Genomic DNA, 20336 nt, shown 5'->3' with positions numbered 1-20336 from the left:
TGTATTCTAGGTCTTTTGTTTTGTATACATTTAATTTTCAAGAGTATTATCTATTCTTCCATGCTTGGTAACGGGTATCAATCAATAACTGGGTAAGACGTCCCATAGTTTCCCTTTCTTCTGGAGTGAGGGATTGAGCTTGGACGAAGAGATGATGAATGTGTTCAAGCGCCTTTAAGGAAGACAAGTCATTGATAGAAGTAATACCAGAATCAAGAATGGTGCCAAAGAAGAGGTCGAAGTAGAGCTGGAGTTCCTCGTCAGGGACTGTGGCCACCCACTCCTTGAAGGTTGTGTCTACTTGTTGACTATCACTGTTGGTCTTATCCAGTTGAACGAAGTGCTTGTCCTCAATTTGCCAACTAAAGGTATCGTGCTGGGCGATACCACCTAAGGCATTACTGTGCACGATGATTTGGTGGTTAGGGATTTCCATCATCATACCGATAATGGATCCTTGTGGGATGAAGACCTTGGTTCTATCCATTATCCTTTGATAGCCCTCGGTTTGTGTCAGTTCTTTGTGGAGACCAGGCGCATCAAAGGTATAAACTGCTGTGATTTGATCCTGCAAGCTTTGCTCAATTTGACTAGCCGCATAGATGGCTAAATTTCCTCCCTTGGAATGCCCAGCCAGAATGGCCTTTTGCTTAGGATGTTGGGCAAAAAAATTCTTTAAATAGCGGAGGGCATGCTTTTGAGCAGGAATTTCCTTCATATAAGTTAGGTGGAAATCTTCCTTCCAGCCAATGATACTGTCATCAGTCCCACGAAAGACAATCAGATAGGTATCGAGATTGAGGCGGTAGGTCATAGCCGCAAATTGCTTCTGCAGTTCAGGGTCGATGTCGTTGATAAAATGGGAGAGTTTGCAATTTTTGAAGCGTTTGTGTTGAGCTAATTCATCCAATAATTGGAGCCGATTTTTACTGGTCAACATGTTAGGTTCCCTTGGAATCTGAGGAGCTAGGTCTAAAAGTCGCTGAGGAGCTGTGGAGACCAGATTATCAAAGGAGAGGTAGGTGATTTCTGTTAAGACTAGAATGTCTAGCTCATTCAAAGGAAGGTCGTAAAAGGAATCGTGTGCGACATCTTTCAGATAATCAAAAATATTGGCCATAAGAGCTCCTTTCTTTTTATTTATCTTATCACAATCACATAGAATTTACTAGTTTGTTTGTACGAGCTCTCTACATACCGACCTATAATGGTATGATTCAGACACATAGAAGACAGTTTGCTTTTATTTTAAACCTTTAAACATACTTGTTTGTATCTGTTTGTCGTCAATCCCATTCTCTTTTAAGAAATTTTTCATCTCATTTATATCATCAGGTTGGCCGGTTAAGAGATAAGTAGCTTGGTTACCGTATTTCACAACCGCATTTTTTAAAAATGCTTGGCTTTGAGAAAAGGTTTCGCTAGTTTTATAAGTTAGATTCGGATTATTCTTACTAAGCTCTCTTAACTCATTATCAAAAATGTTTACTCCTTTGTCTAAATGATTAAGAATGATGGAGCGCTTACCAGCCCACTCTTTCACAACTGGACGTATAGTAGAAATACCGACATCAGAGGCAAAACAAACCAGTGCTTGGTCATTGTCTTTAACAGATAAAGATGACTCCAGCCAACTCATCTCAATTTTACTACTAGCTGGTAAATGTGTTAAGGTTTCCTTAAACACGCTACCACTATTATGGGTTACAATAAGAATTTCATCCTCATCAGGAGTGGAAGCAAGGGTTAGCCATCGGCTAGCCTGATCCTCCTTTACTGGACTTTTGTCTGGACCAAACGAGCTGTCAGGAAGCTTAAACTGAGCATAGGAGCCAGCTTTCCATATTTGATTTTTTGGTTTTGTGATGTGAACTAAATACAAATCTCCGCTAGGATTTTCAATGGATTTTATCGATAAAGTTTGACTTCGTCCAAGATAGGTAATGATTCCCCAAGATATAAAGCCGAGCACTCCAAGTGTAGTTAGAATAATTATGAACATTTTTTTCCCTCGTTTCATTTTTAACTCCTATAGTGTAGTAATTTTCTATGAATGAATAATATTTTTTTTCATTCAATAATTTCCAAAAAATAAAGAAAAGATTTCTTTATTTCAGTATTCCTTTAATGAAGTTGGTTGCTAGTATTTCTACAGTTTTGCTAATATCTGGAAAATCATTCTCTGTGATATGCATATCCATGTAGTAAAATAGGTTGTAAACTTGTAAAATATCTTGAATTTTTTCTGGAGAATGGCCTTCAGCCTGCAAACGATGAGTAAAGGTTTTCACGAGAAATTGATGAAATGGATTCGTGACTTTTCCTTCTTCTGAGGAATAGTAGCTATGCAACTCATCTGCTATGGCAGGATTGTACCATTCTGCAAGGATTTTATTGGAAGAAACGAGTGCTCTGGATTGAGCAAAGAGTTGACTAATAAGATCAATCATATCAATTTCCCAATCCAGTTCTTCGATCATAGTTTGGCGAACACGGTTGTTTTCATCAATATAGATATCTAAAAAAATAGCTTCTTTACTTTCGTAATAGTTATAAAAAGATCCGACTGCCATATGAGCTTGTCTAGCAATTTCTGAAATTCCTGTCGCCTTGTATCCTTTTTTTGAAAAAACTTCATAAGCTGCGGATTTCAAAGCCTGTTTTTTGTCCAATTTGATTCACCTCTTTTCTGAATGAATATTAAATATTGTTCATTCATATCTTAACAAATCTTTTTCAGATTGTCAATCTGAAAGCTAGAACTTTTTACGGATACCACTCGATAAGGAGCTTTTCAATGTTAGAAGAGTATAGAGTGTCGTTTTAACTACACTCAAGGTTTGGAAGAATAGATATAAATTTTGGTTAAGGGGATGGATAAAAGAACTGAAATGAAGGTTGAAAAAATTAAAAATAAAAGGGTAGGGCTGGCACTATGTCTGAAAATAAGGTATGATATCAATGGGGTTATTCACTATCTGTCTTTGAGCTGTTGTGACAAGGAAATGTCAAAAAAGTATTAGATACTAAGCCCTCTATTTATACTAAAGGATTTAAGACTCCTAAAATTAGCAAAGGAGAATCAGATGCACAGGATTTTATTAGTAGAAGATGATCAGGTTATTCGTCAACAGGTCGGGAAAATGCTCTCTGAATGGGGATTTGAAGTGGTCTTGGTAGAAGACTTTATGGAAGTTTTGAGTCTTTTTGTCCAATCGGAACCTCATCTGGTCCTTATGGATATTGGCTTACCCTTATTTAATGGCTATCACTGGTGTCAGGAGATTCGCAAGATTTCCAAGGTACCCATCATGTTTCTGTCTTCGAGAGACCAGGCGATGGATATTGTCATGGCAATCAATATGGGCGCGGATGACTTTGTGACCAAGCCTTTTGACCAGCAGGTTCTTTTAGCCAAGGTTCAGGGCTTGTTGCGCCGTTCCTATGAGTTTGGGCGTGACGAGAGTTTACTGGAATATGCTGGTGTTATCCTCAATACCAAATCCATGGATTTACATTATCAAGGGCAAGTCTTGAATTTGACCAAGAATGAATTCCAGATTTTACGCGTTTTATTTGAACACGCAGGCAATATCGTAGCGCGTGACGACCTCATGCGGGAACTTTGGAACAGTGACTTTTTCATTGATGATAATACCCTATCTGTTAATGTGGCTCGATTACGTAAAAAATTGGAAGAGCAGGGCTTGATAGGATTTATCGAAACCAAGAAAGGGATAGGGTACGGACTGAAGCATGCTTGATTGGAAACAATTTTTTCTAGCCTATCTGCGCTCCCGTAGTCGTCTGTTTGTTTATCTGCTTTCTTTGACGTTTCTGGTTTTGCTCTTTCAGTTTTTATTTGCCAGTTTAGGAATTTACTTTCTCTATTTTTTCCTCTTGTGTTGCTTTGTAACCATCTTATTTTTCACTTGGGATATATTGGTGGAAATGCAGGTCTATCGTCAGGAAATTCTCTATGGGGAGAGGGAAGCTCAGTCTCCTTTGGAAAGAGCCTTGTCTGAAAAATTAGAAGCGCGTGATATGGAACTCTATCAGCAGAGGTCAGATTCAGAAAGAAAACTGACGGATTTGCTGGATTACTATACCTTGTGGGTTCATCAAATTAAGACCCCCATTGCAGCCAGTCAACTCTTAGTTGCAGAAGTGGTTGATCGCCAACTGAAGCAGCAATTAGAACAGGAAATTTTCAAGATTGACTCCTATACCAATCTAGTTTTACAGTATCTGCGTTTAGAAAGTTTCCATGATGATTTGGTCTTAAAGCAGGTTCAAATTGAGGACTTGGTCAAGGAAATAATTCGTAAATATGCTCTTTTCTTTATTCAAAAAGGACTAAATGTCAATCTACATGACCTTGATAAAGAAATCGTTACGGATAAAAAGTGGCTATTAGTGGTCATTGAACAAATTATCTCAAACAGCCTCAAGTACACCAAGGAAGGTGGTCTGGAGATTTATATGGAAGGCCAGGAACTCTGTATCAAGGATACAGGAATCGGGATAAAAAATAGTGATGTCCTCCGAGTCTTTGAACGTGGCTTTTCAGGATATAATGGACGCCTAACTCAGCAGTCATCTGGCCTTGGACTTTACCTATCTAAGAAAATTTCTGAAGAACTGGGTCACCAGATTCGTATCGAGTCTGAGGTCGGAAAAGGAACGATAGTACGGATTCAGTTTGCTCAAGTGAACCTAGTCCTTGAGTGAGAAGAGACAATGAGTTTTTACCCAATCTCTTTTTGCTATATTTCAGGAGATTTGAAGACTGTTTTTTACAAAACCAATAATAGAATTTTTAATACGGAATATAGTATAAATACTGGTTCAAAGTGAAGTTTTGTATGCTTTATACTTTTGTTGAGCATAAAATCTATAAACTAAGGGTGAATTACAAAAATTAATTTGAGATGAAGTGAATTGTAGACTTGGGAAATGTCTCCTATTCGATTTCAGAATGAATCGTTGATACAGGATTAAAAGAACTGCAGCTTTCTTTTTATTTTGAATGAGATAGGTGTATATAGATTTGTATAACTGGTGTAGAACTGTTTCCAAGAATTAATAGAATGTATCGAATACACACATTCTATTAATTTTGAACCAGTTTTTAATTTCTAAATGTTATAATAGTTTTATCAAGTAAAAGGAGACTGCCATGATTGGAGACAATATAAAATTCTTACGAAAATCACATAATCTGATATAACCAGAATTTTCACGGATTTTGGGTGTGTCACGAAATAGCCTAAGTCGTTATAAAAACTGAAAAAGCCTACTTTCAATGGAGCTAATCAATACTGTCTGCCAGAAATTCAATGTATCCTATTGCGTAAAATATTGATTCAATTGATGATATGTATAACTTCTGTAAAAAAATCATTTTAAATATAAAGTTGATACTCAAATTGTTCCGAGAAGAGGGACTATTGATAATAAAGTTAGAGTGAAGTCATTGACTTTAAAACAACTGATTACTGTGCAGAAAAAGGTAGATTCAATTAATGGTGTTAATTTTATTGATAAATCGGGAAGTTTTCTAACTTGTTGTTCAGTACAGTTATCTCTTTATATAACATGTCTAGGTGCAGTTCAGCCTTGTTCTCTTTATAATAGAAGTATTGGAAATATTCATTTTACATCTATTAAAGAAATATGGGGTAGACCTATATTTTACAAAATGGCAAATTATACTTGGAATGATAGTAAGAACTGCAGTACTTGTGTGATTGCCAATTATTGCACTCAATGTCCTGGTATCGCACTATCTGAAACAGGGAATAGTAGAGATTGTTCTTCGATATGTAAAAAAAGTATTAGTAAGGAGTATCGTATATGCTACCATATATTAAAACTATTAGATGGTATCTCTTCTTTAATTTTCTTTTTGGTGTAGTATCGAATATCTGCACAGCTTTGTTACCGTATTTCACGCAGGCATTAATCAAAGGGGATTATCAAGTAGCTCTATATGGTTACTCTATGTCAGTGGCAGGCTATTTGAGTTGTAACTATATCCAAATGATACTTGATTGGAAGCAGGGGATTATCTTTTCGACTACTTTGAAAAATGAGTGGTTTCGTTCACTTCTGGGACTCAGTCACCACGATTTCAAGCAGAAAACAGTAGCAGAGTATATTTCCTATCAATCTAATGACCTAGATTCGTTGGAAAAGGATTACCTTCCTCCATTGATGAGTTTTATCAAACAAATTTTACGTATCATCATTTACGCTTTCATTATTAGCAGAACAATTAATCCTATTGTATCACTGATTTTAATCTTTTCCACTGGAATTAGTATTCAAATTCCTAAAATCGTTGGGAAGTTGACCGCTAATCGTAGACAGGTTTACTTGAAAAAACAAGGAGATTACTATCGAACTTTGGAGGATTTGCTCATGGGACATCATTTGGTAAATAAACTAACTATGTCGCATTTTTTGAATCAACAAAAGAGCTCTCTAAAGAATTTGCAGGATAAGTATTTTAAGTATGGTTTGACAAAAATTACAGGCATCTTATTGACAGGTGTTTCTTTTGAATTCATTAGTCTTGTTCTGTTTATTTATTTAGCCTACTCTCTATCTCACCAGCAACTCGGTATTCCTGAGGTGGTGGCGAGTTTCGGATATATTAATGCTTTTTCTGAACCAATACAGGAAATCCTTTATGATTTACAAATGTTAGAGTCCGTAAAGCCTGTAATCAAGAGTTTTCAAAACATTGTTGGGAGACCCGTTTCAGTTCAAGCATCTCAACATTCTTTTGATACGATTACTTTGAAAAATATTTCCAAACAACTGGGAGAATCAAAATTGATAATTACTTCCGCTACGATTCAAAAAGGGGATAAAATTGCGCTTATTGGTAAGAATGGGTCTGGAAAAAGTAGTCTTCTCAACATTTTAAATGGAACAGATGAAGATTTTGAAGGACAAATTGTGCTAGATGGGCTTGTTTTGGACCATCTTTGGGGAAGATTCGGTATGATTCTGCAACAAGAACATACATTTATTTCAAGTTATGAAAATAATGTAACGCTATTCAATAGTTTCAATGAAAAATTCAGAGAAGAAGATTTTGAAAAAATTCCACCACAATCCCTGTCAGGTGGTCAGCAACAACGAATGTATTTAAATCGTGAGAAAAATCGTAAAAATCCATTGCTTATCCTAGACGAACCTTTCTCTGCCTTGGATACTAATCAGTTTAAAATGGAATTGGAAAGAGTTCTGGAACTACCAAGTGCCGTCATTGTTACTTTACATCGCCAAAACGAATTATTAAGTAAGTTTGACCAAGTTTGGGAAATTAAGAATGGAGAACTTGTAATTTTGAAATAGCTAAATTATAAAGAATAAAACGCATAGTATCAAGGTTCTTCTGATACCGTTTTTCCCTCTTCGGATAAGGAAACAAAAATTTCTTGCTTCCTCTATCTGTTCAATTGATAGATTTCGTCAGAGAAAGACTGTAAAATTTTTGATATAATGTTAAGGATGGACTGGCGGATACTTAGAGGATAATTTTCAAAAGTATAACAGGTGAGAAGAAAAATATGTAAGACTGGACAGAAGTCTCTCTACCATCATCCATGCAGAAACAAAATTATATGAAATAAAAGGAGTAACCAATGACTGGAAACTATTCAACACGTGAATACCGTGAGAAATTATATGATGATCTTCATGTTCGATTAAGAGATACAGTGATTTTGATGTGTGCGATTTTTATTGCCTCTATCGGACTAAATATGAATTCAACAGCTGTCATTATTGGAGCCATGCTGATTTCCCCTCTTATGACACCGATTGTTGGACTGGGGCTTGGTTTAGCTATTTTTGATACGCGTTTAATCAAGCAATCTCTAGAGGTTTTATTTACTCAAGTATTGGTCAGCTTGCTTGTCTCGGCTCTGTATTTCTGGATTTCTCCCTTATCTTATGAAAGTAGCGAATTGATTGCACGAACCTCCCCAACCATTTGGGATGTGCTCATTGCTATTGCTGGTGGGATAGCAGGTTTCATTGGTTCAAGGAAAAAAGAAGCAAACAATATCGTACCAGGAGTAGCCATCGCAACAGCTCTGATGCCACCTATCTGCACTGCAGGTTACGGTTTAGCTAATGGAAATGTACGATTTTTATTTGGAGCTCTTTATCTTTTCTTGATCAACTGTGTCTTTATCATGCTAATCAACATTGTTGGAACAAGAATTATGATGAGAAAATCTCCCTTAAGTTCATTTAAAGAGCTAAACATTAAAATGAGAATTGGATTGATATCCTTGATTGTATTGTTGATTCTTCCAGCTAGCTATTCGGCAGTTACTCTGACAATAGAACAAGCGCGCAAAGAAGGGATCAAACAGTTTGTAGGAAAAGAGTTCGCCAATTATACGGTTATTAATCAAGTCTACAAGTCAAGTAACAATGAATTGGTCTTGACGGTTGTTGGAGATCCAATTTCAGAAGAAGAATTAGAAACCATTCATCAAAAACAAGCCTCTTACGGTATTCAATCTGTTCAATTGAAAGTGAATCAAGTTCAGAACTCGCCAACATTAGATAGTGAAGCGACCAAGGAATTTTATGAAAACATTGACAAGTATATTGATCAAAAACTCTCTGAAAAAGATTCACAAAACGATCTCGTAAAAGAAAATGAAGCAGACAAGGATTGAGGACACTGAACTGAATCGGTTTTTACGCCGTGTTTTTCTTGTATCTTCCTCTTTCTTACTTATAGCAGGTTGTTTTTGCTTGAATAAGAAATAAATTAGAAGTTCTATCATCTAAGAAAAATGATGAAAAAAATCATTTAACTAATGGTGTGAACGTTTAGTGTTTATCAGCTCCATTCTCTGTAATTTTGGGGGTAAAATCCACACCATTTAGATAAAATTAGTTGAATTTGATTGGAAAAACGCTTTTATAAAAGCGGAGAAAAGTCTTGATATTACGCTGTTTTTAGTCCAACTGAAATTCATACTTTCCAAACCAGGCTTGAAAAAAGCTCGTAAAGCATCACAATTTAGTAAACGTTAAAACTTATTTAAACTTATTGAAAGCATTTCGTATCAAAAATACGGGATGCTTTTTCTGTTCACCCCAAATTTTTGTAACTAGGTGATACTTGAAATTAATACAAATTTGGTTGTTTTTGATAAATCTAAGCAACACTAAATGATGAAGTGAAAGGGGATGAATCTTTGATAGTATTCATTTATTGTGAAATATGATATACTTATTAATTAGATGGATGAATACTTCTAGAGTTAAATATAGCATAATAGGGACAGACTTTTTGGTTTATTTTTGTTTGTAGTCGGATTATGAAAGAATATCCAATATTATGCGATAAGATAGAATGTTACAAAAAAGAAAGGGGATGCAATCCGATGAAGAAAGACAGATTAATTGTATTGACAGATGCTGTTCTAGCAATTATTATGACCATCTTGATTTTAGAGTTAGAAAAACCAACAACACCAAGTCTTAAAGCTTTTTGGGATTTACGGCAAAATTTCTTTGCTTGTTTTCTTTCCTTTTTCTGGTTGGGATCGTTATGGATGGCACTAAACACATTATGGGAAAAGGTTGAGAAAATTTCCTCAGAAATTATTTGGTGGAATTTGTTTCTACTCTTGGAGCGGCAGGAGTTCTCTTTGGAGAATTTCATGCCATCCAAGATACCAGTCTGAATGATGTGGTGGACCGGATCTATATAAATGTCAAGGATTTACCGTTTCAGTCCTTGGGAGCTTTAGCTAATATCCTGTCTGATGTTAAGAAGGGACTGATTCAAGACAGTCATATCTGGTCTTTCTTCCAGTCATTTTTCAAACAATATCAGTTGATAATCAGCTTAAATCAGATCTATCAGTTTGTCTATCTTTCTCTGATGGAGATCATGTCCTATCTTCACTTTGATTATTGGAAAAAACGGCTCGGTCAGGAGCTAGTATGAATAAGGAGAACAAATGAGACGTTTAAAAATGTTATGGCATATTATACAGGTTACGGGTTTTACTCGGTTTGCTCTGAGTTTTGTGACCTTTGTTTTTGGGTCAGGAGGCGTGCTTTTCCTAGTTGAACCTGCTATCACAAATTACGGAGACGGTCTTTGGTATGCTTTTGTGACTTCGACGACTGTCGGCTACGGGGATCTCCTAGCTGTGACCTTGATTGGAAGGATTACCAGTGTCTTCTTGACGATTTATGGGCTCATATTTTTTGGCTGTTTATCAGCTGTTATTATTAATTATTATACCGATTTAAATAAGGAAAGAGGAGAGGACAAATGACTGCCAATTATTCAACACGGGAATACCGTGAGAAATTATACGATGACCTTCATGTTCGATTGAGAGATACAGCGATTTTGATGTGTGCAATTTTTATTGCCTCTATCGGTCTAAATATGAATTCAACAGCTGTTATTATTGGAGCCATGTTAATTTCACCTCTCATGACACCGATTGTTGGACTGGGATTCGGTTTAGCTATTTTTGATACGCGTTTAATCAAGCAATCTCTAGAGGTTTTATTGACTCAAGTGTTGGTCAGTTTGCTTGTCTCGACTCTGTATTTCTGGATTTCTCCCTTGTCTTATGCAAGTAGCGAGTTGATCGCACGAACCTCTCCAACCATTTGGGATGTTCTCATTGCTATTGCTGGTGGGATTGCTGGTGTGATCGGTTCAAGGAAAAAAGAAGCAAACAATATCGTGCCAGGAGTAGCCATTGCTACAGCTTTGATGCCGCCTATCTGTACTGCTGGCTATGGTTTAGCTAATGGGAATGTACGATTTTTATTGGGGGCTCTCTATCTTTTCTTGATCAACTGTGTCTTTATCATGCTAATCAACATTGTTGGAACAAGAATTATGATGAGAAAATCTCCTTTAACTTCATTTAAAGAGCTAAACATTAAAATGAGAATTGGCTTGATATCCTTGATTGTATTATTGATTCTTCCAGCCAGCTATTCAGCAGTCACTCTAACGATAGATCAAGCGCGAAAAGAAGGAATCAAACAGTTTGTAGGAAAAGAGTTCGCCAATCACACGGTCATTAATCAAGTCTACAAATCAAGAAACAATGAGTTGGTCTTGACGGTTGTTGGAGATCCGATTTCAGAAGAAGAATTAGAAACGCTCCACCAAAAACAAGCCTCTTACGGTATTCAATCTGTTCAATTGAAAGTCAATCAAGTTCATAATTCGACAAAATTAGACAGTGATTCGACCAAGGAATTTTATGAAACCATTAACAAGTATATCGATCAAAAACTCTCTGAAAAGGATTCACAAAAAGATCTTGTAAAAGAAAATGAAGCAGATAAGGATTGAGGATACTGACTTTATCTAACTCATGAAAGTAAATCTTGTGTGGTGGTTTGACCAATCACTACTAGCTCAGATTAAATAAAATATAAAAAGCAACAGCTGAAATAGTTGTTGCTTTTTCTGGCTCTGAAAATGTTTCTCAGACTGTGATTGTTTTATTTCTCAACGCGTGATTTGTTGGCAATATCAGCTAGGATAGCTTGAACAAAGTCATCAACTGAGACAGTTTGTGTTTCTTTTTGTCCGTAGCGACGAACGTTGACTGTTCCGTCTTCCATTTCCTTGTCCCCAACGATTAATTGGTATGGAATTTTGCTGGTTTGTGAAGCACGAATCTTGAACTGCATTTTTTCATTACGCTCATCTACGTCTGCACGGACACCACGGTCACGGAGTTTCTTAGCCGCTTCCCAAGCGTAGTCCACGTGTTTTTCGTTAGATACTGGGATGAGGGTTACTTGGTGTGGTGCAAGCCATGTTGGGAAGGCACCCTTGTAGTTCTCAATCAAGATAGCTGTGAAGCGTTCCATAGTTGAAATAACACCACGGTGAATCATAACTGGACGGTGCTCTTCGCCATCAGCTCCGATATATTTAAGGTCGAAGCGTTCTGGAAGCAAGAAGTCAAGCTGGATAGTAGAAAGAGTTTCTTCTTTTCCAAGAGCGGTTTTAACTTGAATATCCAATTTTGGTCCGTAGAAGGCTGCTTCACCTTCGGCTTCAAAGTAGTCCACACCCATTTCATCAAGAGCTGCACGAAGCATAGTTTGTGCATTTTCCCACATCTCATCGTTATCAAAGTACTTGTGAGTATCTTGAGGGTCACGAAGAGAGAGGCGGAAGCGGTATTCAGTCAAGTTGAAGTCTTCATAAACATCGATAATCAACTGAAGAGCACGTTGGAATTCTTCTTGGATTTGTTCTGGAGTCACAAAGAGGTGACCGTCGTTAAGAGACATTTCACGCACACGTTGAAGACCAGTGAGGGCACCAGATTTTTCATAACGGTGCATCATACCGATTTCGGCGATACGGATTGGCAACTCACGGTATGAGTGAACATGGTGTTTGAAGACTTGGATGTGGTGTGGGCAGTTCATTGGACGAAGGACAAATTCTTCCCCGTCACCCATGTCCATAGTTGGGAACATGTCTTCTTGGTAATGATCCCAGTGACCAGAAGTCTTGTAAAGTTCAACAGAAGCAAGTGGTGGAGTGTAAACGTGTTGATAGCCAGAAGCTAGCTCTTTGTCTACGATGTAGCGTTCCAACTCACGACGAATAGTCGCACCATTTGGCAACCAGAATGGAAGCCCTTGACCAACCTCTTGAGAAATCATGAAGAGATCAAGCTCTTTACCAAGTTTACGGTGGTCACGTTCCTTAGCTTCTTCACGCATTTGGAGGTAGTTTTTCAAGTCTTTCTTGTCAAACCAAGCTGTACCATAGATACGTTGCATCATAGCGTTGTCGCTATTTCCACGCCAGTAAGCACCAGCTACGTTAAGAAGGTGGAAGATTTGGATACGGCCTGTTGATGGGACGTGAGGACCACGGCAAAGGTCCACGTATTCACCCTGACGGTAGATAGTCAAACCACCTTCGTCTTCTGAGTGTTCTTCAATCAATTCTAATTTGTAAGGGTCATTTTTGAAGATTTCACGGGCCTCATCTTTAGTCACTTCTTCACGGATAGATGGGAAGTTTTCTTTGACAATTTTTTGCATTTCTTCTTCGATACGAGGAAGGTCTTCGTTAGAGATTTGACCAGCAGTGTTGTCAGTATCGTAGTAGAAACCATCTTCGATGGCTGGACCAACTCCCAAGTGAATGTCTGGGAAAAGACGACGAGCTGCTTGGGCGAACAAGTGGGCAGCTGAGTGACGCAAGATTGGAAGGGCATCTTCGTGATCAGGTGTCACGATTTCGATGCTTCCATCTTCAGTGATAGCACGAGTAGTGTCGATGAGTTTGCCGTTGAATTTACCAGCCAAGGCCTTTTTAGCTAGGGAATTGCTGATAGATTGGGCAATTTCAAAAGTTGTAACGCCAAATTCGAATTCACGAACAGCGCCATCTGGGAAAGTAATATTAATCATGATGTTCTCCTTATATTGGTTATCCATTATTTCTAAAGCAGAAGTGTTCCCCTATTTCGCAGTCTTAAATAAAGAAAAACAAAAAGCGACATCCTCGAAAGGACGTCGCAACGTGGTTCCACCTTCATTTATGTTCCTCAAAAAAGAGGGACACCTCTGATTGGCTCTAACGTGGCCACCGTTTTATGTTTTCATAAAAAACTCAAGAGTAGTATCAGTTTAGGCTCTCTATGCGTTTCCAGCAACCACGCACTCTCTAGTAGAAAGGGACTAAGTGACTTGTCTCTATGGATTATTATAGCATGATTGTGAAAATTTTCAAGATATTTGTAGATTTTTTTGAATTTCCTTGTTGGAAAGGCGTTGGTAATCAGCTATGGTAATATTAGCAGAACTTGACAATCTTAATTGTGTTAGTGAAGCAAAGAGAAAGAAAGTAAATCTGTTGACAAAGAAGTTAGTTATTGGTAGAATAGGGATTGTCGTAAAGACAAATAACTTCTTCTTGGTTACAGGCATGCCAACCTGTCACTCGGATGAAGCCAAATAAAAAGGAGAAACATCATGGCAATCTCAAAAGAGAAAAAAAATGAAATCATCGCACAATATGCACGTCACGAAGGTGATACAGGTTCAGTAGAGGTTCAAGTTGCTGTCCTTACTTGGGAAATCAACCACCTTAACGAACACATCAAACAACACAAAAAAGACCATGCTACTTACCGTGGGTTGATGAAGAAAATCGGTCGCCGTCGTAACTTGCTTGCATACTTGCGTAAAAACGACGTTAACCGTTACCGTGAGTTGATCAACTCTCTAGGACTTCGTCGCTAATTCAAGATACAAAGGCCGTTAAAAGCACAAAGCAAAAATAGGAAAATTGACGAAGAAACTTCAGTTTCTAGGAGATTTTATCTTTTTTGCCAAGTGCTTAGGCCGTGTTCAATTGAGCATATCTTGATAATGAAGCTACTCTAAATTGGGTAGCTTTTTTACTTTTGTCACCTTACCTCGATATACTCAAGTATAATCTTCGGTTATGGTTCCTAGCACTGTAAGGTAAAATAAACCAGATATTCTCCCTTCGGGGAGATTTTTTTGTTTCACTAAAAATTTTGTACAATCTTCGCCTCATCGCCTAGTCTATAAACGCTTTATCCAGCAAGAATCATGATGCTAAGGGTGTAAGAAATCCGTATGAAAATAGGGAAATGACACAGTGTTCGATCAATGCAAGGAGTTTCATCTTTTTCACTAGGATTTTAGCCCGAGCTCAAATTATTTCTCGGATTTCAGAGGACTTTTTTATTTAGGTTTTATCGATCACAATTTTGGAGACTACAAAAACCTCAAATAGTATCAGCTAATGACACCATAAAGATGCGTGGCTACTCGGCTTGAAAAGCCGAGTAGCTGTTTGCAAGCCCCCTCGAAGAGCTCACACTTTACGAAGTAAAGTATAGTATGTTATACTTTACATGGAAGTAGTCACCGAATTTCAGTTAGAAATTACTTTGTAACTACGTTTTGAGGAGGAGTAAAATGCTTTCCTATGTTCGATATTACCCACTAGCGATAGCTAAATTAATGTGTCTGTGCTCTCCTAAAATCTGCTGATTTATTACTGAACAATACAGGAGTTTTTTATGGGACAGACAATCATATCTGCTATTGGTGTTTATATTTCCACTAGTATCGATTATTTAATTATTTTAATTATTTTATTTGCACAGCTATCACAGAATAAACAAAAATGGCATATTTATGCGGGGCAATATCTAGGCACAGGCTTACTTGTAGGGGCGAGTTTAGTTGCTGCTTATGTCGTTAATTTCGTGCCTGAAGAATGGATGGTTGGATTGCTTGGTTTAATCCCTATCTATTTAGGGATTCGCTTTGCAATTGTTGGAGAAGGTGAGGAAGAAGAGGAAGAAATTATTGAAAGATTAGAACAAAGCAAGGCAAATCAACTGTTTTGGACAGTTACATTGCTGACAATTGCGTCTGGCGGAGATAATTTAGGTATCTATATACCTTATTTTGCTTCGTTAGATTGGTCACAGACCCTCGTGGCCTTGCTTGTGTTTGTAATCGGCATAATTATCTTATGCGAGATTAGTCGGGTGTTATCCTCTATTCCGTTAATATTCGTGACAATTGAAAAATACGAGCGAATCATTGTGCCCTTAGTATTCATTCTACTTGGACTATACATCATGTATGAAAATGGCACGATAGAGACTTTTCTGATCGTGTAGATTTTTTTGTTTCACTAGGATTTTAGCCCGAGCTCAAATCAGCTCTCTGACTTCAGAGGGCTTTTTGCGTTGGCACCTTATCTCTATATACTCAAGTATAATCTTCGGTTACGATTATTAGCACTGTAAGACCAACTATATTTATTTTTCTCATCTTGTTCCATTGTTGAAAATATGGTATACTTTTTATGAGAATTTTCTAAAATTTTAATATTCTATCAAAGGAGGTTTGCATGCTTTCCAAATTTTCTGGAAGCCGACAAGACCAGCAATTTGTGTTACTTTTAGTTATTTTGCTAGGTATTTTAGGGATTTCTCTCTTTCTAGCAGTTTCAATGGGATCCGTTGCGATTGATCTAGGAGATACCTATCGGATTATTTTGAGCAGGTTGGGATTTCCTCTGGAGATAGGAGAGGTTTCCAAGTCTACTCTTGCCATTGTATGGAACATGAGATTCCCTCGAGTATTGTTAGGTCTGATAGTAGGGGCTGGTCTTTCTATGTGTGGTAGCGTGATGCAGTCTACAGTGAACAACCCAATCGCAGAGCCTTACGTCTTAGGAATATCTGCTGGTGCAACTCTAGGGGCAACCTTGAGCATCATTCTTGGTTTAAAAGTGATGATTAGCCTTGGAGCTTTTCTTGGAGCTATTTTGGCAACAATTGCTGTCCTCATCATTGCCTCTATGCAGGGAAGGATGACGACTTCTAGCCTGATCTTATCAGGAACGGTGGTCAACGCTCTCTTTCTGGCTTTTTCCAACTTTATTATCTCAGTTGGAGCTAATGCGGATAGTGTGATGACCATTAAGTTTTGGACCATGGGCTCGCTCGCTGGGACTTCCTGGTCTGACTTGGTCCTGCCAACTATAGTGGTAGGAATAGCCTTTCTATTTTTCTCTACCCAGTATCGTGTTTTCAATGCGATGATGATGGGAGATGAGGCTGCTTTAACTTTGGGGATTCCCTTACGCTTTTATTGGTATCTTTATGTGACAATGGTGGCTGTGCTGACAGCAGTCTTAGTGGCAACCTGTGGAATTATTGGATTTGTCGGTCTGATTACTCCACATTTAGCTCGAGGGTTAGTAGGAACGAATTACAAGAGGCTTTTTCCCGTTGCAACCTTGCTGGGTGCCCTCTTTGTCATCTGGGCAGACGTACTCTCTCGTATCATCATTCCAAACGCAGAGCTTCCTATTGGTATTTTCACAGCCTTAGTAGGTGCTCCCTTCTTTATCTACATTGTTGGAGGTAGGCGAAGGGAGGTGAGGGTCTGATATGGACTTGATTTGTCAGGATATCCACTTTGGACTAGGAGAGAAAAAAATCCTCAAAGGAGTCTCTCTTAAGGTTGAAGGGAATCAATTTCACACGATACTAGGACCAAATGGAAGTGGAAAAACCAGCCTGCTTAAACTCCTCTATCGTCAGGAAAAGGCAGACAAAGGTTTGATAAGCCTAGATGGAAAGCCTCTGGAACAATGGACGCTCAAAGAAACAGCCAAGCAAATGGCGGTCGTCACCCAGTTTAATCAATTGCAGTTTGATTGTACAGTTGAGGAAATCGTCTTGCTGGGAAGAACTCCCCACCTCTCTTTTTTACAGAAGGAAAAGGAAAGGGATTATGCCCTCGTTCAAGATGCCCTCGTTAAGGTGGATATGCTTGAGAAGAAAACTCGTCTCTATTCGTCCCTGTCAGGGGGAGAGAAACAGCGAGTCTTACTAGCCCGCGCCTTAGCGCAAGAACCGACTCTCTTGCTCCTGGACGAACCAACCAATCACCTGGATATCAAGTATCAGTTAGACTTGTTGGCCATTGTGAAGGAGCTCAAGGTTAATGTTCTAGCTGTCCTGCATGATATTCAACTTGCTTGTCGCTATTCGGATTATCTCTATCTAATGAAAGAGGGAGAAATCCTTTACCAAGGGACTCCAAAGGAGACCATCACCCCTGAGTCATTGCAAACTGTATACGGAGTTCAAAGTCAGGTTACTTGGACCGAGGATCAGCAAGCTATGATTCACTATTTATAAGAATGAAAAGGAAAACAAGATGAAAAAAACACTAAGCATTTTACTCGTAACAGTAGCCACCCTAACCATGGCAGCTTGTGGTAACACTACTACAGAAAAAGCTACCACACAATCTAGCGCAGAAACAAGTCAAAAGGCGAGCACAGAGACGACTTATCCACTAACGGTTAAGACCTATGACGCGAAAGGAAATGAAGTCGAACAAGTTTTTGATAAGGCACCTGAAAAAGTTATCACCAACAATCTTTCAACCACTGAAATCTTATTGGAGTTGGGGTTGAAGGATAAAATTGCTGGCATGCTCAATCCAGACAATGCTGTGACGGACAAATACAAGGACGCGATTGCGACTATTCCTCAAATTGGGGATAAAAAAACAGTCTCACAAGAGACAGTCCTTTCTTATGAGCCAGACGCTGTGATGGGTCGAAACATGATGTTTTCTGAAAAATCCTTGGGGACAGTTAGCACTTGGAATGAAAACAAAATCCCAGTTTATACGCAAAAAGCTTCTCTCTCAACAATTCAGCAAGATTTGGGAAATATCGTAGAAGATGTCAAAAATCTAGGAATGATTTTTAATGTTCAGGACAAGGCTAATGAATACGCAGCGCAATTACAAGCTAAAATCGACGCTGTTAAGAAAGCAAACCCAGCAAGTCAAGGTGAAAAGAAAAAGGCTTTGATTATGGTTGCTTATAATGATGAAACTTTCGGTGCCTACAAGTCTGCTTTGCAAGAAAGTTTGCTGAACCAACTTGGTTATACAAACGTAGCTACGGGGACATCAGGCTTGACCTTGGAAAATCTCGTGTCAATGGATCCTGAAATGATTATCTATGTAACCAGCGATCGCAATAAAAAATTGGATGAAAAAGCAGTAGAGTTGATGAAGGCAAATGCTGTTTTGGAAAGCGTTCCTGCTATTAAAAATCAAAAAATCATGACCATCTCTTACGACGAATTGATGGACTATGGTCCAGCAGTGATTGATTCCCTTGAGAAAATCAATGACTTTATCAATAAATAATGAGTTTGATTGGGAAGGAATTCAAGTCAAAATCAGCCTTCCTTCTACCTATGACCCCAATCAAACCTATCCGGCTATTTTATTGAATGATGGAAACTTGGATTTTCTATCCTCCCTTTCCGAATCTGTGATTTTAGTGGGCTTGATCTCTAAAAATCGCTTAGACGACTACACTCCCTGGCAGGCATCGGCTCTGAGAGATGGGGCTCCAGATTTTGGAGGTCAGGCCAACGTCTATCATGATCATTTGTTTGGAGGTCTTTTGGACAAGTTGCAGTCGCTTTATCGCCTGGATGAAACTCGCCTTGCTTATGGAGGCTACTCACTAGGTGGTTTGGCGGCAGTCTACAGTCTTTTCAGCTTTGACAAGGTTTCCTGTGTCTTTTCGATCTGCGGTTCCTTTTGGTACCCTGATTTTGTGGATTACTGCAAGGAAGAGACAGTAAAAAATCTAGACTGTTTGCTGTATCTACAGAATGGTCAAACAGAAGGAGTACACCATACTAATTGCTTGGCTCAAGCACCAGTCTATGCTGAGCAGATTCATACCAGTCTTCAGAAATGCTATCCGAACGGCCAGTTTGTTTTTGATCCTTATGGACACCATGAACAAGTAGCTGAGCGATTTCTAGCCTTTTCCAACTGGTTGGCCCAAAAATGGAAAATTGAATAAAAGAATTATCCCTTGGCAAAAGCCAAGGGATTGTTGTATTTTTAACCAAGAGCCTCTCTCTTCTTATCTGGATTCCAGACGAAGCTTGCGATGAAGCTAAAGATGATGGTTAGGATAGCGAGGATAATGGCAAGGATGAGGGCAGGGATGCGGATAAGCCACCAGAGTGGGTTTGGTTTTTTATCATTGTGCCATTGTTTTGTTTCTTGGTCCAGACGTTGGAATTCTGCTTGAATGCGATTGGTGACTGTTTCAATGCCTTCATCATTCATTTTCTTGATATCTGAGATATCGATTGGATTTCCAAAGTTCATATCGACACGCTCGCGGCTAATCAAGCCTTTCAAGGTCATGGGACCTGTGTAGGTAACGGGCATGATACGAACCTTGGCCATCTTGGCAATCAGAGCAACTCCACCCTTGACATCGTTTGAGTGACGGCTCCCACTTGGAAACATGATGAGAGAGCGGTCACTTTTTTTAAGAACATTGATAGGATATTTGATGGCAGAAGCACTAGGATTTTCACGGTCGATAGGAAAGGCGCCACACATACGAATCCACCAGCCAAAGATACGGTTGGTAAAGAGCTCTTTTTTGGCCATAAAGATAAACTGTTTCGGCTTGGTCGCAAAGGCCATGTAAACAGGATCCCACCAGGTACGGTGAGGCGCAACCAAAATATAATTTTCATCTTGATTAGGAATTTTATCGGTATTATGATAGTGAGCATTGCCATTGATGGACCATAGGAGTAAGACAACTAATCCACGTAAATAAGTATAAAACATGCGATCTCCTTCGATTATTTTCTTGTTATTATTATACCTTATCAAAGGAGGGCTGGCAAACTTTTCCCTTGACC

General features: G+C 38.5%; 20 protein-coding genes and 2 pseudogenes. 16 read left to right on the top strand and 6 right to left on the bottom strand.

Annotated features, from left to right (window positions below; genetic code table 11):
• Window positions 1–46 precede the first annotated feature (46 nt).
• From ACORHU_RS07080 to ACORHU_RS07070, 3 genes are all read right to left on the bottom strand, one after another.
• On the bottom strand, window positions 47–1120 hold the full coding sequence (locus ACORHU_RS07080) for a DUF2974 domain-containing protein (protein ID WP_434364067.1): 1074 nt from the start codon (window positions 1118–1120) through the stop codon (window positions 47–49).
• A gap of 123 nt (window positions 1121–1243) precedes the next feature.
• The gene (locus ACORHU_RS07075) at window positions 1244–2020 is read right to left on the bottom strand and encodes a ferredoxin reductase (RefSeq protein ID WP_434364065.1); all 777 of its coding nucleotides are present in this window, start codon (window positions 2018–2020) and stop codon (window positions 1244–1246) included.
• Between the two features lie 88 nt (window positions 2021–2108).
• Window positions 2109–2678 carry a TetR/AcrR family transcriptional regulator gene (locus ACORHU_RS07070; protein WP_101776789.1) on the bottom strand — a complete coding sequence of 190 codons (570 nt, stop codon included), beginning with the start codon at window positions 2676–2678 and terminating at the stop codon, window positions 2109–2111.
• Between the two features lie 408 nt (window positions 2679–3086).
• Here ACORHU_RS07070 and ACORHU_RS07065 point away from each other — a divergent pair, with 408 nt between their 5' ends.
• From ACORHU_RS07065 to ACORHU_RS07020, 10 genes and pseudogenes are all read left to right on the top strand, one after another.
• On the top strand, window positions 3087–3764 hold the full coding sequence (locus tag ACORHU_RS07065) for a response regulator transcription factor (RefSeq protein ID WP_434364063.1): 678 nt from the start codon (window positions 3087–3089) through the stop codon (window positions 3762–3764).
• Entirely contained in the window at window positions 3757–4731 is a 975-nt protein-coding gene (locus ACORHU_RS07060; protein ID WP_434364061.1) for a sensor histidine kinase, read from the top strand. The genes ACORHU_RS07065 and ACORHU_RS07060 overlap by 8 nt, the downstream gene beginning before the upstream one ends.
• Window positions 4732–5179: 448 nt before the next feature.
• Window positions 5180–5350 (top strand): annotated as a pseudogene (locus ACORHU_RS07055) (helix-turn-helix domain-containing protein); the annotation flags it as partial.
• A 117-nt stretch (window positions 5351–5467) separates the two neighbouring features.
• A complete protein-coding gene (locus ACORHU_RS07050) occupies window positions 5468–5917 on the top strand; it encodes an SPASM domain-containing protein (protein WP_434364059.1) in 450 nt (149 codons plus the stop codon).
• The gene (locus ACORHU_RS07045; RefSeq protein WP_434364058.1) at window positions 5857–7368 is read left to right on the top strand and encodes an ATP-binding cassette domain-containing protein; all 1512 of its coding nucleotides are present in this window, start codon (window positions 5857–5859) and stop codon (window positions 7366–7368) included. The genes ACORHU_RS07050 and ACORHU_RS07045 overlap by 61 nt, the downstream gene beginning before the upstream one ends.
• 290 nt (window positions 7369–7658) lie before the next feature.
• Window positions 7659–8708 carry a DUF389 domain-containing protein gene (locus ACORHU_RS07040; RefSeq protein WP_434364057.1) on the top strand — a complete coding sequence of 350 codons (1050 nt, stop codon included), beginning with the start codon at window positions 7659–7661 and terminating at the stop codon, window positions 8706–8708.
• Window positions 8709–9425: 717 nt separating this feature from the next.
• Window positions 9426–9728 carry a TMEM175 family protein gene (locus tag ACORHU_RS07035; RefSeq protein WP_080976003.1) on the top strand — a complete coding sequence of 101 codons (303 nt, stop codon included), beginning with the start codon at window positions 9426–9428 and terminating at the stop codon, window positions 9726–9728.
• Window positions 9653–9994, top strand: coding sequence for a hypothetical protein (locus ACORHU_RS07030; RefSeq protein ID WP_000397556.1), 342 nt, complete (start codon window positions 9653–9655; stop codon window positions 9992–9994). The genes ACORHU_RS07035 and ACORHU_RS07030 overlap by 76 nt, the downstream gene beginning before the upstream one ends.
• 13 nt (window positions 9995–10007) lie before the next feature.
• Complete coding sequence (locus ACORHU_RS07025; protein WP_001253404.1) at window positions 10008–10331, top strand: potassium channel family protein; 324 nt, start codon at window positions 10008–10010, stop codon at window positions 10329–10331.
• Window positions 10328–11377, top strand: a complete 1050-nt coding sequence (locus ACORHU_RS07020) for a DUF389 domain-containing protein (protein WP_414366593.1) — start codon at window positions 10328–10330, stop codon at window positions 11375–11377. Before ACORHU_RS07025 ends, ACORHU_RS07020 begins: the two co-directional genes overlap by 4 nt.
• Before the next feature lie 152 nt (window positions 11378–11529).
• Here ACORHU_RS07020 and thrS read toward each other — a convergent pair whose 3' ends face one another.
• Together thrS and ACORHU_RS07010 are read right to left on the bottom strand one after the other, a co-directional pair.
• Window positions 11530–13473: a threonine--tRNA ligase gene (gene thrS / locus ACORHU_RS07015; RefSeq protein ID WP_434364055.1), complete on the bottom strand. Its 1944-nt coding sequence runs from the start codon at window positions 13471–13473 to the stop codon at window positions 11530–11532.
• A 51-nt stretch (window positions 13474–13524) separates the two neighbouring features.
• Window positions 13525–13718: pseudogene (locus ACORHU_RS07010) on the bottom strand (hypothetical protein).
• Window positions 13719–14037: 319 nt separating this feature from the next.
• Here ACORHU_RS07010 and rpsO point away from each other — a divergent pair.
• The 6 genes from rpsO to ACORHU_RS06980 all read left to right on the top strand — a co-directional run bounded on the left by rpsO (window position 14038) and on the right by ACORHU_RS06980 (window position 19471).
• Window positions 14038–14307, top strand: coding sequence for a 30S ribosomal protein S15 (rpsO, locus tag ACORHU_RS07005; protein ID WP_001018251.1), 270 nt, complete (start codon window positions 14038–14040; stop codon window positions 14305–14307).
• Between the two features lie 812 nt (window positions 14308–15119).
• On the top strand, window positions 15120–15731 hold the full coding sequence (locus ACORHU_RS07000; protein ID WP_434364054.1) for a CadD family cadmium resistance transporter: 612 nt from the start codon (window positions 15120–15122) through the stop codon (window positions 15729–15731).
• Window positions 15732–15964: 233 nt separating this feature from the next.
• Window positions 15965–17011: a FecCD family ABC transporter permease gene (locus ACORHU_RS06995; protein WP_434364052.1), complete on the top strand. Its 1047-nt coding sequence runs from the start codon at window positions 15965–15967 to the stop codon at window positions 17009–17011.
• A 1-nt stretch (window position 17012) separates the two neighbouring features.
• Entirely contained in the window at window positions 17013–17768 is a 756-nt protein-coding gene (locus tag ACORHU_RS06990; protein ID WP_153196610.1) for an ABC transporter ATP-binding protein, read from the top strand.
• A gap of 19 nt (window positions 17769–17787) precedes the next feature.
• Complete coding sequence (locus tag ACORHU_RS06985; protein ID WP_434364050.1) at window positions 17788–18798, top strand: ABC transporter substrate-binding protein; 1011 nt, start codon at window positions 17788–17790, stop codon at window positions 18796–18798.
• Window positions 18779–19471 (top strand): alpha/beta hydrolase-fold protein, encoded by a 693-nt coding sequence (locus tag ACORHU_RS06980; RefSeq protein WP_153196606.1) that lies wholly within the window; start codon window positions 18779–18781, stop codon window positions 19469–19471. The genes ACORHU_RS06985 and ACORHU_RS06980 overlap by 20 nt, the downstream gene beginning before the upstream one ends.
• Before the next feature lie 41 nt (window positions 19472–19512).
• Here ACORHU_RS06980 and ACORHU_RS06975 read toward each other — a convergent pair whose 3' ends face one another.
• Entirely contained in the window at window positions 19513–20262 is a 750-nt protein-coding gene (locus ACORHU_RS06975) for a lysophospholipid acyltransferase family protein (RefSeq protein WP_153196604.1), read from the bottom strand.
• Between the last annotated feature and the right edge of the window lie 74 nt (window positions 20263–20336).

Origin of the sequence: Streptococcus sp. KHUD_015, assembly GCF_051106265.1 — a bacterium.
GTDB lineage: Bacteria > Bacillota > Bacilli > Lactobacillales > Streptococcaceae > Streptococcus.
Note: the sequence above shows the minus strand (reverse complement) of the source record. Positions and strands in the feature narration are given on the sequence as shown.

What these genes read in the sequence shown, in the direction of transcription:
- ACORHU_RS07035 (WP_080976003.1), top strand. Translation starts at nt 9,426, where the DNA reads ATGAAGAAAGACAGATTAATTGTATTGACAGATGCTGTTCTAGCAATT.
- ACORHU_RS06980 (WP_153196606.1), top strand. Translation starts at nt 18,779, where the DNA reads ATGACTTTATCAATAAATAATGAGTTTGATTGGGAAGGAATTCAAGTC.
- ACORHU_RS07045 (WP_434364058.1), top strand. Translation starts at nt 5,857, where the DNA reads ATGCTACCATATATTAAAACTATTAGATGGTATCTCTTCTTTAATTTT.
- ACORHU_RS07025 (WP_001253404.1), top strand. Translation starts at nt 10,008, where the DNA reads ATGAGACGTTTAAAAATGTTATGGCATATTATACAGGTTACGGGTTTT.
- ACORHU_RS07060 (WP_434364061.1), top strand. Translation starts at nt 3,757, where the DNA reads ATGCTTGATTGGAAACAATTTTTTCTAGCCTATCTGCGCTCCCGTAGT.
- ACORHU_RS07080 (WP_434364067.1), bottom strand. Translation starts at nt 1,120, where the DNA reads ATGGCCAATATTTTTGATTATCTGAAAGATGTCGCACACGATTCCTTT.
- ACORHU_RS07000 (WP_434364054.1), top strand. Translation starts at nt 15,120, where the DNA reads ATGGGACAGACAATCATATCTGCTATTGGTGTTTATATTTCCACTAGT.
- ACORHU_RS06990 (WP_153196610.1), top strand. Translation starts at nt 17,013, where the DNA reads ATGGACTTGATTTGTCAGGATATCCACTTTGGACTAGGAGAGAAAAAA.
- ACORHU_RS07020 (WP_414366593.1), top strand. Translation starts at nt 10,328, where the DNA reads ATGACTGCCAATTATTCAACACGGGAATACCGTGAGAAATTATACGAT.
- ACORHU_RS06985 (WP_434364050.1), top strand. Translation starts at nt 17,788, where the DNA reads ATGAAAAAAACACTAAGCATTTTACTCGTAACAGTAGCCACCCTAACC.
- ACORHU_RS07065 (WP_434364063.1), top strand. Translation starts at nt 3,087, where the DNA reads ATGCACAGGATTTTATTAGTAGAAGATGATCAGGTTATTCGTCAACAG.
- thrS (WP_434364055.1), bottom strand. Translation starts at nt 13,473, where the DNA reads ATGATTAATATTACTTTCCCAGATGGCGCTGTTCGTGAATTCGAATTT.
- ACORHU_RS06995 (WP_434364052.1), top strand. Translation starts at nt 15,965, where the DNA reads ATGCTTTCCAAATTTTCTGGAAGCCGACAAGACCAGCAATTTGTGTTA.
- rpsO (WP_001018251.1), top strand. Translation starts at nt 14,038, where the DNA reads ATGGCAATCTCAAAAGAGAAAAAAAATGAAATCATCGCACAATATGCA.
- ACORHU_RS06975 (WP_153196604.1), bottom strand. Translation starts at nt 20,262, where the DNA reads ATGTTTTATACTTATTTACGTGGATTAGTTGTCTTACTCCTATGGTCC.
- ACORHU_RS07075 (WP_434364065.1), bottom strand. Translation starts at nt 2,020, where the DNA reads ATGAAACGAGGGAAAAAAATGTTCATAATTATTCTAACTACACTTGGA.
- ACORHU_RS07040 (WP_434364057.1), top strand. Translation starts at nt 7,659, where the DNA reads ATGACTGGAAACTATTCAACACGTGAATACCGTGAGAAATTATATGAT.